This window comes from Streptomyces zagrosensis (assembly GCF_014203645.1).
Taxonomy (GTDB): domain Bacteria; phylum Actinomycetota; class Actinomycetes; order Streptomycetales; family Streptomycetaceae; genus Streptomyces; species Streptomyces zagrosensis.
In genome coordinates, this window is sequence record NZ_JACHJL010000005.1 from 321,668 (window position 1) to 335,226 (window position 13,559).

11 protein-coding genes and 1 pseudogene are annotated in these 13,559 nt (G+C 69.8%); 1 reads left to right on the forward strand and 11 read right to left on the reverse strand.

Annotation, left to right across the window (positions count from 1 at the left end):
- Positions 1-69: 69 nt before the first annotated feature.
- The 6 genes and pseudogenes from carB to pyrR form a co-directional block, all read right to left on the reverse strand.
- On the reverse strand, positions 70-3,384 hold the full coding sequence (carB, locus tag FHS42_RS12615; protein ID WP_184572140.1) for a carbamoyl-phosphate synthase large subunit: 3,315 nt from the start codon (positions 3,382-3,384) through the stop codon (positions 70-72).
- A complete protein-coding gene (gene carA, locus FHS42_RS12620; protein ID WP_184572388.1) occupies positions 3,377-4,516 on the reverse strand; it encodes a glutamine-hydrolyzing carbamoyl-phosphate synthase small subunit in 1,140 nt (379 codons plus the stop codon). Before carA ends, carB begins: the two co-directional genes overlap by 8 nt.
- Positions 4,517-4,701: 185 nt before the next feature.
- Positions 4,702-5,226 (reverse strand): annotated as a pseudogene (locus tag FHS42_RS12625) (PH-like domain-containing protein); the annotation flags it as partial.
- Complete coding sequence (locus FHS42_RS12630) at positions 5,223-6,518, reverse strand: dihydroorotase (protein ID WP_184572142.1); 1,296 nt, start codon at positions 6,516-6,518, stop codon at positions 5,223-5,225. The gene FHS42_RS12630 and the pseudogene FHS42_RS12625, both read right to left, overlap by 4 nt.
- Positions 6,515-7,555 (reverse strand): aspartate carbamoyltransferase catalytic subunit, encoded by a 1,041-nt coding sequence (locus FHS42_RS12635; protein WP_184572145.1) that lies wholly within the window; start codon positions 7,553-7,555, stop codon positions 6,515-6,517. Before FHS42_RS12635 ends, FHS42_RS12630 begins: the two co-directional genes overlap by 4 nt.
- A 97-nt stretch (positions 7,556-7,652) precedes the next feature.
- On the reverse strand, positions 7,653-8,324 hold the full coding sequence (gene pyrR, locus FHS42_RS12640) for a bifunctional pyr operon transcriptional regulator/uracil phosphoribosyltransferase PyrR (RefSeq protein ID WP_184572147.1): 672 nt from the start codon (positions 8,322-8,324) through the stop codon (positions 7,653-7,655).
- Between the two features lie 237 nt (positions 8,325-8,561).
- Between pyrR and bldD the strand changes: the two genes are divergently transcribed.
- On the forward strand, positions 8,562-9,062 hold the full coding sequence (bldD, locus tag FHS42_RS12645; RefSeq protein ID WP_176165013.1) for a transcriptional regulator BldD: 501 nt from the start codon (positions 8,562-8,564) through the stop codon (positions 9,060-9,062).
- A gap of 191 nt (positions 9,063-9,253) precedes the next feature.
- Here the strand turns inward: bldD and nusB are convergent, their stop codons facing one another.
- The 5 genes from nusB to aroQ all read right to left on the reverse strand — a co-directional run bounded on the left by nusB (position 9,254) and on the right by aroQ (position 13,557).
- A complete protein-coding gene (nusB, locus tag FHS42_RS12650; RefSeq protein ID WP_184572149.1) occupies positions 9,254-9,685 on the reverse strand; it encodes a transcription antitermination factor NusB in 432 nt (143 codons plus the stop codon).
- 2 nt (positions 9,686-9,687) lie between these two features.
- The gene (efp, locus tag FHS42_RS12655; RefSeq protein WP_184572151.1) at positions 9,688-10,254 is read right to left on the reverse strand and encodes an elongation factor P; all 567 of its coding nucleotides are present in this window, start codon (positions 10,252-10,254) and stop codon (positions 9,688-9,690) included.
- A gap of 47 nt (positions 10,255-10,301) precedes the next feature.
- Positions 10,302-11,408, reverse strand: a complete 1,107-nt coding sequence (locus FHS42_RS12660; protein ID WP_184572153.1) for an aminopeptidase P family protein — start codon at positions 11,406-11,408, stop codon at positions 10,302-10,304.
- A gap of 281 nt (positions 11,409-11,689) precedes the next feature.
- The gene (locus FHS42_RS12665) at positions 11,690-12,691 is read right to left on the reverse strand and encodes an AAA family ATPase (protein WP_184572155.1); all 1,002 of its coding nucleotides are present in this window, start codon (positions 12,689-12,691) and stop codon (positions 11,690-11,692) included.
- Between the two features lie 428 nt (positions 12,692-13,119).
- A complete protein-coding gene (gene aroQ / locus FHS42_RS12670; RefSeq protein ID WP_184572389.1) occupies positions 13,120-13,557 on the reverse strand; it encodes a type II 3-dehydroquinate dehydratase in 438 nt (145 codons plus the stop codon).
- Positions 13,558-13,559 lie beyond the last annotated feature (2 nt).

Sequence of the window (13,559 nt, forward strand, 5' to 3'; positions counted from 1 at the left end):
GAGTAATGCTGAGAACCACAAAAAGAGGCGCGGGCGGCCGGAGCCGTCGGCTCCGGCCGCCGCTCTCCGTTACCTCAGCTCGCGGGCCGCGGTGAGCTGCTTCGCATGCTCCTGGAGGGAGCGGACGCCCACATCGCCCCTGGTCAGCGCCTCGATGCCCTGGACGGCCGCGGCGAGGGCCTGGACCGTGGTGAGGCAGGGCACGCCGCGGGCGACGGCCGCGGTGCGGATGTCGTAGCCGTCGAGTCGGCCACCGGTGCCGTACGGGGTGTTGACGATGAGGTCGATCTGCCCGTCGTGAATGAGCTGGACGATGGTCTTCTCGCCGGCCGGGCCCTCGCCCTCGCTTTGCTTGCGTACGACGGTGGCGTTGATCCCGTTGCGGCGCAGCACCTCGGCGGTGCCGGAGGTCGCGAGCAACTCAAAGCCGTGCGCCACCAGTTCGCGGGCCGGGAAGATCATCGAGCGCTTGTCGCGGTTGGCGACGGAGACGAAGGCCCGGCCACTGGTGGGCAGCGCCCCGTACGCCGCGGCCTGCGACTTGGCGTACGCGGTGCCGAAGACCGAGTCGATGCCCATGACCTCGCCGGTGGAGCGCATCTCCGGGCCGAGGATGGTATCCACGCCGCGTCCGGAGGCGTCCCGGAACCGGCTCCAAGGCAGCACGGCCTCCTTGACGGAGATCGGCGAGTCCAGCGGCAGGGTGCCGCCGTCGCCATGGGCAGGCAGCAGGCCCTCGGCGCGCAGTTCGGCGACGGTGGCGCCGAGCGAGATACGGGCGGCGGCCTTGGCCAGTGGTACGGCGGTGGCCTTGGAGGTGAAGGGGACGGTGCGCGAGGCGCGCGGGTTGGCCTCCAGGACGTAGAGGATGTCCCCGGCCATGGCGAACTGGATGTTGATCAGGCCCAGGACTCCGACGCCCTTGGCGATCGCCTCGGTGGAGGCTCGCAGTCGCTTGATGTCGAAGCCGCCGAGGGTGATCGGGGGCAGCGCGCAGGCGGAGTCGCCGGAGTGGATGCCGGCTTCCTCGATGTGCTCCATGACGCCACCGAGGTAGAGCTCGTGCCCGTCGTAGAGGGCGTCCACGTCGATCTCGATGGCATCGTCGAGGAAGCGGTCGATGAGGACCGGGTGCTCGGAGATCAGGCCCGCGTGCCGGGTGAGGTACTCGGCGAGAGAGGGCTCGTCGTAGACGATCTCCATGCCGCGCCCGCCCAGCACGTAGGAGGGGCGGACCATGACCGGGTAGCCGATCTCGGCGGCGATGCCCTGGGCGTCCTCGAAGGAGAAGGCGGTGCCGTACTTGGGGGCGGGCAGTCCGGCCTCGGTGAGGACCTGGCCGAAGGCGCCGCGCTCCTCCGCGAGGTTGATCGCCTCGGGTGAGGTGCCGACGATGGGCACGCCGTTGTCCTTGAGCGCCTGGGCGAGGCCGAGCGGGGTCTGGCCGCCGAGTTGCACGATGACGCCCGCGAGGGGGCCCGCTTGCCGCTCGACGTGCACGATCTCCAGCACGTCTTCCAAGGTGAGCGGCTCGAAGTAGAGCCGGTCTGAGGTGTCGTAGTCGGTGGAGACGGTCTCGGGGTTGCAGTTGACCATGACGGTCTCGTAGCCCGCCTCGCTGAGCGCGAAGGAGGCGTGGACGCACGAGTAGTCGAACTCGATGCCCTGGCCGATGCGGTTGGGCCCGGAGCCCAGGATGATCACTGCGGGCTTCTCGCGCGGTGCGACCTCGTTCTCCTCATCGTAAGAGGAGTAGAAGTACGGGGTGCGCGCGGCGAACTCGGCGGCGCAGGTGTCCACCGTCTTGTAGACGGGGCGGATGCCGAGCGCGTGGCGTACCTCGCGAACCACGTCGTCGCCGAGGTCGCGGATGGCGGCGATCTGCATGTCGGAGAAGCCGTGCCGCTTGGCCTCCCGCAGGATGTCGGGCGCGAGCTTGTCCGCGGCGGCGATCTCGTCGGCGATCTCCTTGATCAAGAAGAGTTGGTCCACGAACCAGGGGTCGATCCGGGTGGCGTCGAAAACCTCTTCTTGGGTGGCGCCGGCGCGGATCGCCTCCATCACCGTGTTGATCCGGCCATCCGTGGGCACGCCGGCACGCTCAAGGAGTGCGGCCTTGTCCCCTGGCGGGGTGACGAAGTCGAACTGTGAACCCTTCTTCTCCAGCGAGCGCAGCGCCTTGTTGAGCGCCTCGGTGAAGTTACGGCCGATCGCCATGGCCTCGCCGACCGACTTCATGGTGGTGGTGAGGGTGGCGTCGGCGGCGGGGAACTTCTCGAACGCGAACCGCGGCACCTTGACCACGACGTAGTCGAGGGTGGGCTCGAAGGACGCCGGGGTCTGCTCGGTGATGTCGTTGGGGATCTCATCGAGCGTGTAGCCAACGGCGAGCCGGGCGGCGATCTTGGCGATCGGGAAGCCGGTGGCCTTGGAGGCCAGCGCGGAGGAACGCGAGACGCGGGGGTTCATCTCGATGACGATGACCCGGCCGTCCGCGGGATCGACGGCGAACTGGATGTTGCAGCCGCCGGTGTCCACGCCGACCTCGCGGATGACGGCGATGCCGATGTCGCGCAGGGTCTGGTACTCGCGATCGGTGAGGGTCATCGCCGGGGCGACGGTGATCGAATCACCGGTGTGCACGCCCATCGGGTCGAAGTTCTCGATGGAGCAGACGACGACGACGTTGTCGTTCTTGTCGCGCATCAACTCCAGCTCGTACTCCTTCCAGCCAAGGATGGACTCCTCCAGGAGTACCTCGGTGGTCGGCGAGAGCGTGAGGCCCTGGCCCGCGATGCGGCGCAGTTCCTCCTCGTTGTGTGCGAAGCCGGAGCCGGCGCCGCCCATGGTGAAGGAGGGGCGGACGACGACCGGATAGCCGCCGAGCTTTTCGACGCCGTCCATGATGTCGTCCATGGAGTGGCAGATGACCGAGCGGGCGGACTCGCCGTAGCCGATCTTGGCCTTGACTGCCGCCACGACCTCCTTGAACTGCTCGCGGTCCTCGCCCTTGTTGATCGCCTCGACGTTGGCGCCGATCAACTCGACGCCGTACTTGGCCAGCGAGCCCGATGCGTGCAAGGCGATGGCCGTGTTGAGCGCGGTCTGACCGCCGAGGGTGGGCAGCAGCGCGTCGGGGCGCTCCTTGGCGATGATCTTCTCGACGAATTCGGGGGTGATCGGTTCGACATAGGTGGCGTCGGCGATCTCCGGGTCGGTCATGATCGTGGCCGGGTTGGAGTTGACCAAGATGACCCGTAGGCCCTCGGCCTTCAGCACGCGGCATGCCTGGGTGCCGGAGTAGTCGAACTCGGCGGCCTGCCCGATGACGATCGGGCCCGAGCCGATGACCAGGACGGACTGGATATCGGTGCGCTTAGGCACGGGGGCCCTCCATCAGGGATACGAACCGGTCGAACAGGTAAGCGGCGTCATGCGGTCCGGCGGCGGCTTCGGGGTGGTATTGAACGCTGAACGCGGGGAGGTCCAGGCATTCGAGGCCCTCCACGACATCGTCGTTGAGCCCCACATGCGCGACCTGGGCCCGGCCGTAGGGGGTGTCCACGACGGTGTCCAGGGGCGCGTCCACGGCGAAGCCGTGGTTTTGCGCGGTGATCTCGACCTTGCCGGTGGTGCGGTCCTGTACCGGCTGGTTGATGCCGCGGTGCCCGTACTTGAGCTTGTACGTGCCAAAGCCGAGCGCTCTGCCGAGGACCTGGTTGCCGAAGCAGATGCCGAACAGCGGGGTGCGGCGGTCGAGCACGCCGCGCGCCAGCTCCATCGGATGGTCGGCGGTGGCGGGGTCGCCTGGCCCGTTGGAGAAGAACACGCCATCGGGCTCGATGGCGTAGATCTCCTCCAGGCTCGCGGTCGCGGGGAAGACATGGACCTCTATGCCGCGCTCGGCCATCCGGCGCGGGGTCATCGTCTTGATACCGAGGTCGATCGCGGCGACGGTGAACTTCTTTTCACCGACCGCGGGGACGACATAGGTCTCCTTGGTGGTGACCTCGCGCCACAGGTCGGCGCCCTTCATCTCCGGAGCGCTGCGCACCCGCTCCACCAGCGCCGCTTCCTCGGTGAGCGCGGCCCCGGAGAAGATGCCGACGCGCATGGCGCCACGCTCGCGCAGATGCCGGGTGAGGGCGCGGGTGTCCACGCCGCTGATGCCGACGACGCCCTGGGCCGCCAGTTCCTCGTCCAGGGTGCGTTGGGTGCGCCAGTTGGACGGCTTGCGGGCGGGGTCGCGTACGACGTAGCCGCAGACCCAGATCCGCGCGGACTCCTGGTCCTCGTCGTTGACACCGGTGTTGCCGATGTGCGGAGCGGTCATGACGACCACCTGCCGGTGGTACGAGGGGTCGGTCAGGGTCTCCTGGTATCCGGTCATGCCGGTGGAGAACACCGCCTCGCCGAAGGTCTCCCCCACCGCCCCGTAGGCCCGGCCACGGAAGGTGCGACCGTCCTCCAGGACGAGTACGGCGGGGACCCTGGCCCCCTGGGTGGAGAGCGTCATCATGTGCCTTTCTCGGGGGTCGCGGGGGTCGCCCCCCGCAATGTCACAGCCTCGGGGGTCTCGGGGGTCGCCCCCCGGGATGTCACAGCCTCGGGGGTCGCGGGGGTCGCCCCCCGCAGTGCTACAGCCTCGGGGGTCGCGGCACCGTCACGCTGGGTGGCGACCGCGTCGCTGGGGCCGCCGGTGAGGTCGTTGATCGCCGCGACCCAGGCCGTGTGCTCCGCGGCGTGGTGGGAGCGGAAGCCGGAGTCGATCAGTTGCTCGCCGAGCTGCCAGGTGATCACCAGCAGGCCGCCCTCGGTGAGGACCTTGCCCGCGATGCCCTTGTCGAGCCGGGCGCCGCGAAGTGCGTCGGTGGGTACGAAGAAGTCCCGTGCGCCGGGGCGCCGCACGTCCAGGCCCGCGTCGGTGAGGGTGACGTCGGCGCGGCTGCGGGCGCCGAGGCCGTGCGCGACGATGCGCTCCAGCCACTGCCCGGCCTTGGTGGAGCCGTGGTAGCGCCCGGCCATGACCAGCACGGGTTCCCCCGGCTGCTCGGGTGCGTCTGCCAGGCCCGGCAGGTCGGACTGAAGCAACCCGCGCCACTTCCAGCCCTCGCGCATCAGCCAGTACAGCAGCACCACGATCAGCAGCAGTCCCACAACCCAGCCGGTGCGCGCGGCCCAGTCGCTCGTGCCCTCGTCCGCCGCCAGAAATGTCATAGGTGTCACGTCAGCTTCCCGTCCACGACCGTTGCCCGGCCCCGCAGGAAGGTGTGCGTCACCCGGCCCGGCAGCTCGCGCCCCTCGAAGGGCGTGTTGCGACTGCGGGAGGCGAAGCCCGCGGGGCTCACCACACCACGGTATGTCGGGTCGAGCAGGGTCAGGTTCGCGGGCTCCCCCGCCGCGATGGGGCGACCGTGCCCCGTCAGCCGGCCGATCGCAGCGGGGCGGAAGGCCATCCGGTCGGCCACGCCCGCCCAGTCGAGGAGTCCGGTGTCCACCATCGTGTGCTGGACGACCGAGAGCGCGGTCTCCAGGCCGACCATGCCCATGGCAGCGGCCCCCCACTCGCAGTCCTTGTCCTCGTGGGGGTGCGGAGCGTGGTCGGTGGCGACGCAGTCGATGGTGCCGTCGGCCAGCGCCTCACGCAGCGCCATCACATCGGCTTCGGTACGCAGCGGCGGGTTCACCTTGTACACGGGGTTGTAGGACCGTACGAGCTCGTCGGTGAGCAGCAGGTGGTGCGGGGTGACCTCGGCAGTGACGTTCCAGCCCTTGGACTTGGCCCAGCGCACGATTTCGACCGAGCCCGCGGTGGACAGGTGGCAGATGTGTACCCGGGAGTCCACGTGCGCGGCGAGCAGCACATCGCGGGCGATGATCGATTCCTCGGCGACGGCGGGCCAGCCGCCGAGACCGAGCTCCGCGGAGACGACGCCCTCGTTCATCTGGGCGCCCTCGGTGAGCCGCGGCTCCTGCGCGTGCTGGGCCACGACGCCGTCGAACGCCTTCACGTACTCCAAGGCCCGGCGCATGATCACCGCATCATCCACACACTTGCCGTCGTCGGAGAAGACAACGACGCTCGCGGCCGAGTCGTGCATGGCGCCGAGTTCGGCGAGCTTCTTGCCTTCCAGGCCCACGGTGACGGCACCGATCGGCTGTACGTCGCAGTAGCCGGACTCGCGGCCAAGCCGCCAGACCTGCTCGACGACGCCGGCGGTGTCGGCGACGGGAAAGGTGTTGGCCATGGCGTGCACGGCGGTATAGCCGCCTACGGCCGCGGCCTGGGTGCCGGTCAGCACCGTCTCGGAGTCCTCACGGCCCGGCTCGCGCAGATGGGTGTGCAGGTCAACAAGGCCTGGCAGGAGGATCTGTCCGGCCGCGTCGATGACGGTGGCGCCCTCGGCCGTCAGGCCCTGGCCCACGGCGGCGATGGTTGCGCCGTCGATGAGGACGTCGGCGCTCTCGCCGCCGATCACGCGCGCGCCGCGGAGCAGGGTCTTGGTCGTCTCACTCATGGCTTACGGGTCTCCTCGGTGCGGGCTTCGGCCGGGGTGGCGGGCGTCGGGGCGATGGCGGGCTCATTGCCGCCGAGCAGCAGGTACAAGGTGGCCATCCGGATGCTCACGCCGTTGGTGACCTGCTCGACGGCGGTGCAGCGGCGCGAGTCGGCGACCTCGGCGGTGATTTCCATACCCCGGTTCATGGGCCCCGGGTGCATGACGATGGCGTGTTCCGGCATTCGGGCCATGCGGTGGCCGTCCAGGCCGTAACGGCGGGCGTACTCGCGCTCGGTGGGGAAGAAGGCCGCGTTCATGCGTTCGCGCTGCACCCGCAGCATCATCACCGCATCGGAGGCGGCCAGCACTGCGTCCAGGTCGTAGCTGACCTCGCACGGCCAGCGCTCGACGCCGATGGGCACCAGCGTGGGCGGTGCGACCAGGGTGACTTCGGCGCCGAGGGTGGTGAGCAGGTGGACGTTGGAGCGGGCGACCCGGCTGTGCAGGATATCGCCGACGATGGTGACCTTGCGTCCCGCCAGGTCGCGCCCGGTGCCGTCGCCAGGGCCGCGGTGGTGGGTGGAGCCGCCGTCGGGGGCGCCGGCGAGGTGGCGGCGCATGGTGAAGGCGTCGAGGAGGGCCTGGGTGGGGTGCTCGTGGGTGCCGTCTCCGGCGTTGACGACCGAGCCCTTGATCCACCCGGAGGTTGCCAGGCGGTGCGGGGCGCCGGATGAGTGGTGCCGGATGACGACCGCGTCCGCGCCCATCGCCTCCAGGGTCAGTGCGGTGTCCTTCAGTGACTCGCCCTTGGAGACGGATGAGCCCTTGGCCGAGAAGTTGATGACGTCGGCGGACAGCCGCTTGGCGGCGGCCTCGAAGGAGATACGGGTCCGTGTCGAGTCCTCGAAGAACAAGTTGACGACGGTACGTCCACGCAGCGTGGGCAGCTTCTTGATCGGCCGGTCCGCGACCCGGGCCATCTCCTCGGCGGTGTCGAGGATGAGGACGGCGTCGTCGCGGGTGAGATCGGCGGCCGAGATGAGGTGACGCTTCATCTGAGGGCTCCGTGAGTGAGGAGTGGTGAGGGCGTGCGGGCAGGCGCCAGCGCGGCCCGGTGCAGGCCCGGGGCGCGTACGGGGACCGCGCGGGGCGCTACTGTCCGGCGTCTGCGCGCTCTTGGTCGGCCCCGCCGCGGGTGGGCGCAGGGCGGACGCCAAGGAGCACACTGTCCCGGCCGTCCAACTCGGTGAGTTGCACCTTCACCGTCTCGCGCAGTGAGGTCGGGAGGTTCTTGCCGACGTAGTCGGCGCGGATCGGCAGCTCGCGATGGCCGCGGTCCACGAGGACCGCGAGCTGTACGGCGCGCGGTCGCCCGATGTCGTTCAGGGCGTCGAGCGCGGCCCGGATCGTGCGGCCCGAGAAGAGCACGTCGTCCACGAGGACCACCACCCGGCCCTCGATCCCGTCCGCCGGAATCTCGGTGCGGGCGAGCGTGCGCGCTGGGCCTAGCCGCAGGTCATCGCGGTACATGGTGATGTCGAGCGAGCCGACCGGAATGGCGCGGCCGGTGATCTCCTCAAGCTTGGCGGCGAGCCGCCTGGCGAGGAACACTCCGCGCGTCGGGATGCCGAGCAACACCACATCATGGGCGCCCTTGGCGCGTTCCACGATCTCATGGGCGATGCGGGTCAAGACCCGAGCGATGTCCGGGGCCTCAAGCACCGGGCGGGCCGGTGCGGGGGTTTCTTCGGGAGAAGTCTCGCTGGATGTTTGGCCAGAACTCTTGCTCGAAGCGTGGCCAGCAGACTGATCGGGTGCGTCCATAAAGGAACGGACCTCCTTCTCCGCCTCACGGGACGGACGTTAAAGGACGTCGGATTTACGGTATTGACGTTACCAGGATCGAAAACGTGCGAAGTCAGCACCCCACGGCACTTCACAGCACCGCACGGCACCCCTCGGCACCCGCCCCGAGCACGCGTACGCAACATTCAGCTTGACGAAGCCAGATTACGCTGCGTAACCTCACAGTGAGTTACCAGTCTTCGTCCGGGGAGCTTTATGTCCAGCGAATACGCTAAACAGCTCGGAGCCAAGCTCCGCGCCATCCGCACCCAGCAGGGGCTCTCCCTTCATGGTGTCGAAGAGAAGTCTCAGGGCCGCTGGAAGGCCGTGGTGGTCGGCTCGTACGAGCGCGGCGACCGGGCCGTGACGGTACAGCGGCTAGCCGAGCTGGCCGACTTCTACGGGGTTCCCGTGCAGGAACTCCTGCCTGGCACGACGCCGGGCGGTGCCGCCGAGCCGCCGCCGAAGCTGGTGCTCGACCTGGAGCGGCTGGCACATGTCCCAGCCGAAAAGGCGGGCCCCTTGCAGCGGTACGCGGCCACCATCCAGAGCCAGCGCGGGGACTACAACGGCAAGGTGCTGTCGATCCGCCAGGACGACCTGCGCACCCTCGCGGTGATTTACGACCAGTCGCCCTCTGTGCTGACCGAGCAGCTCATCGGCTGGGGCGTGCTCGACGCGGACGCGCGTCGCGCCGTACAGCACGAGGATCTGTGACCGGCTGCCGGTGATCCCGGCGCCCGGCGTGCCGGACTCCCGGCGCACCGGCGCCTGGGGAGTCCTGCGCCTGGACGCCCTGCACGCCCTTGCGGCTTGGGCGACGTAGCCCGCTGCCGTGTGCCACCTATGCCGCTGCCCCTGACCGACCTGAAGAGGTCGCCAGGGGCAGCGGCATGTAGCGCGCGGCCTCAGCCGTCGCGGCGCAAGCTGGGCTTGAGGTCCTTGAGCCGGCCCAGGAGGCCGTTGACGAAGGCCGGGGAGTCATCCGTGGAGAACTCCTTGGCGAGCTGCACTGCCTCGTCAATGGCCACGGCGTCCGGGGTCTCGTCCTCCCAGATCAGCTCAAAGGCGCTCAGCCGCAGGATGTTGCGGTCCACGACCGGCATCCGATCCAGCGTCCAACCAACCGCATAGGTGGCGATCAGCTCGTCGATGCGGTCCGCGTGCTCCGCGTACCCCTCGGCGAGCTGCATCGTGTACTCGTTGACCGGCGGCTGCCGGTCATCGGTCCGCGCGAGCCTGATCCAGTCCGCGAGGACCGTCGATACGGCGACGCCGCGCTGATCGGCCTCGAAGAGGATCTGGAAGGCGCGCTTGCGGGCCTTGTTGCGGGCAGCCACGGTTAGCTGTTCACCCGACCGAGGTACTCACCGGAGCGGGTGTCAACCTTGATCTTCTCACCGGTGGTGATGAAGAGCGGGACCTGGATCTCGTAGCCGGTCTCCAGCGTCGCGGGCTTGGAGCCGCCGGTGGAGCGGTCGCCCTGAACGCCGGGTTCGGTGTACTCGATGACCAGCTCGACGGAGGTAGGCAGCTCGATGTAGAGGAACGCGCCCTCGTACATCGCGACAACAGCCTCGTTGCCCTCCAGCAGGTAGTTGGCGGCGTCGCCAACGGTCTCCGGAGCGACGGTCATCTGCTCGAAGGTCTCCGTGTCCATGAACACGAAGTCGCTGCCGTCCTTGTACGAGAACTGCATGCCGCGCTTGTCGACAGTCGCCGTCTCGACCTTCACACCGGCGTTAAAGGTCTTGTCAACGACCTTGCCGGACAGCACATGCTTCAGCTTGGTGCGGACGAAGGCGGGGCCCTTGCCGGGCTTGACGTGCTGGAACTCGACTACGGACCAGAGCTGGCCCCCGTCGAGCTTGAGCACCAGGCCGTTCTTGAGGTCGTTCGTGGATGCCACGGTTGCGGAATCTCCTGGACTGAAGCTGGTGGAACCAGGGGTGCACGCTAGAGCGCGAGCAGCTCCTTGGTCGTGATGGTGAGTAGCTCGGGGCCGCCGTCCGCCTCGGGGCGAACGACGAGCGTGTCATCGATCCGGACACCGCCCCGGCCCGGGAGGTGGACCCCCGGTTCGACGGTGACCGGCACACAAGCGTCCAGTTTACCCATGGCTCCCGGTGCGAGCCGAGGGTCCTCGTCGTTTTCCAGGCCCACACCGTGCCCGACGCGGGCTCCCAGCGTCTCCTCGCGGCCTGCGGCGGCCAGCACCTGCCGCGTCACCCGGTCCACCTCGCAGTACGCGGTGCCCGGCGTCAGCGCCTCGCGGCCCGCCCGCTGCGCGGCGAAGACCAGGTCGTACAGCTCGATCTGCCAGTCGGCAGGCGAGGTGCCGATGACGAAGGTGCGGCCCACCTCACAGCGGTAGCCGCGGTAGCCGGCGCCCAGGCAGACGGTGAGGAAGTCGCCCTCCTCCACCCTGCGGTCGGTGGGCACGTGCCCACTGCGGCCCGAGTGCGGCCCGGCGCCAACGGAGGTGGCGAACGCCGGCCCGTCCGCTCCGTGGTCCACCAAACGGCGCTCCAGCTCCAGCGCGAGGTGCCGCTCGGTGCGGCCCACCAAAATCGATTCGAGAAGCTCGCCAAGCGCCTGGTCGGCGATTTCCGCGGCGATGCGTAGCGCGGAGATCTCATCGTCGTCCTTGACGATCCGCTGCTGCTCAACGGCGCCTGCGAGGTCGGTCAGTTCGAGGCGGGGTGCGATTGAGCGCAGCGCCCGGTGCCGGGCGACGGTCAGATGGTGCTCCTCGACGGCAAGCCGCCCGGCGCCCGCCGTAGCGGCAAGGTCGGCCGCGGCGACGGCCGCATCGCCGTGCGGCGCGCCCAGCTCCTGTACCCGCAGGTCATCGATGGGTGCCCCGACCATGGGATCGGCCGCGGTGGCCGGGGGGCGCACCAGCACATCGTCGGTCGGCCCGAGCAGCAGTGCGGCCCCGGTCGGTGAGCCGCCGCACAGATAGCGAACGTTGGCGGGGTGGGAGACGAGCACTGCTGTACTCCCGACGGCCGCGCACTGCTCGCGCAGCCGGGTGCGTCGGGCCGCGAACACCTCGGACATAGTACGAGCCTAGGCGTGCGGCGCGGCGCTGGCCGGTCAGACGCGTCCGAGTGGGCGTAGGCCGGTGCGCGGGGGCGCTGTCGAGCGCGCCGGCGCGCAGCGGCGGGCGCGCAGCGGCGGGGATGCAGCGGCGGGGATGCAGCCGCGGGGATGCACGCAGCGTCGGGTGCTCGGGCCGTCTGCCGGTGGCAGCGGGTGTGCAGGGGGCCGCCCGACCGCGTGGGCAATGAGTGATGGGCAAGGTGGCGAAAGGTTCCGGCACGGGTGCGTGCGTCAGGTCCTTACCAATTGGGCGGGCTGGCGATGCTCCGGGCGACGACCTCGTCGAGCACCTGGGCCGTCTGCGCCACGTCGTACGTCGAGTTGTCGATGATTGGCAGCCCCGATCCGTACCACCCGGCCATCCGACCATGGATGCGCGCGACCTCCTCGTCGCTGAGTCTGCGGTTGCCTGAACGTGCGGCGTTGCGCTCCAGGACGATCTCCAGGCCCGGCAGCAGCACCACGGGCAGCAGCCCGGGGCCGACGTGGCGCTTCCAACCACCGAGCCCGACGACCGGGCGGTCGGGGAAGACCGCGTCGTCGAGGATGCAGGAGATGCCGTTGGCGAGGAAGTTACGGGCGGCGAAGCCGCAGGTGCGGCGGGCGAGCCGGTACTGCGCCTCGGAGTTCTCGTTCCAGCCTGACTGCGGGTTGGCGAAGCCGGACCTGACCCATTCGCGTACGTCGTCGAGGCTGATGTGCGCGGTGGGCACCCGGCGGTTGTCCGCCCACAGTCGGGCCACCGTCGTCTTACCCGCCCCGGCAGGGCCGATCAGGAGCACGGCGACCGCGGCCTGAGAGGCGTCGATCACGGGCTGGTCCGGGTGCGCATCGTGCAGCGGGACAGGAGCGCCCGGCGGCAGCGTCACCGGTCCGGTGGCGCCATCTGCCGCGGTCGGGGACGGCCTCGATGGCGAAGGTGGCCCCGATGGCGCAGCCAGCGGCGGTGCCGGGGGCTGCGGCGCGGGATGCGGCACAGCGGCGGGCGCAGGATGCGGCGGCGCGGCAGGCGCGGGATGCGGCGGCGCCGGATGTGGCGGCGCGGCGGGCGCCGGATGCGGGCCGGGGCCGTTCCAGCCGGGGGCGGGGGGCGAAGCAGGCCCCGGCGCCGGGTGGTTGCCTCCGGCCACGGGCGGCTGTCCTGGCGGGACAGGATGACCCCCGTGCTGGGCGATGCCCGTCCCCGGCCCCTGGTCCGGCCCGTGGGATGGGGGCAGCGGTGCTTCCACTGCGTGCTGCATCCGGTGGCTCTCCGTCTCGTGCGGGCGGCTGACGTGTGACGACCTGGCCGTTCACGGTACGCGGGCCGGGTGCGCTACCGAACGGTACTCCCCCAGCCCGCGCCGGGGGCGCCCCCACCCCGGCTACCGCTGGAGATATCTCACCCCAACTGCCGCCGGGGATGCCCACGTCCCACCTGCCGCCGAAAAGAGCACACCGCCCCCGGCGGAGGCCGGCAGATGGCCCCGACCGCCACCGCCGGCCGACGTGCCCGCCCGGGCAGGCACGCACTCCGACCGCCCGGGCTGACGCACGCCCCGACACTCGCCCAGCAAAAGTCAACTACCCGCTGCTGTAGGGCAGTTGGCGCGATTCGGCTGCCCTTGGGCGGCACCCGCTCCCGGGCGATCGAGACGGCCGGCGACCGTCCGCACAGCATGGAAAGCCGTCAGGCGGAGAGCTCTCCCGCCAGGGCCTGCAACGCAAGGCGGTACGAGCCGATGCCGAACCCCGCGATGGTGCCGCTGGCTACGGCGGCGATGACAGAGTTGTGACGAAATTCCTCCCGCGCATGCGGGTTGGAAATGTGCACCTCGATCAATGGGGCGGTGCGCTGCGCCGCCGCGTCCCGCATCCCGTACGAGTAGTGCGTGAAGGCGCCCGGATTGATCACGACGGGAATGGCGCCGTCCGCGGCCTCATGGAGCCAACGGATCATCTCCCCCTCGTCGTTGGTCTCACGCACCTCGGCCTCGAAGCCAAGTTCCCTGCCGAGCGCCGTGCATTGCTCGACGAGTCCGGCATACGTGGTCGCCCCGTACACATCGGGCTCCCGGCTGCCGAGACGGCCCAAGTTGGGGCCGTTGAGCACGAGAACCCGGCGCACCG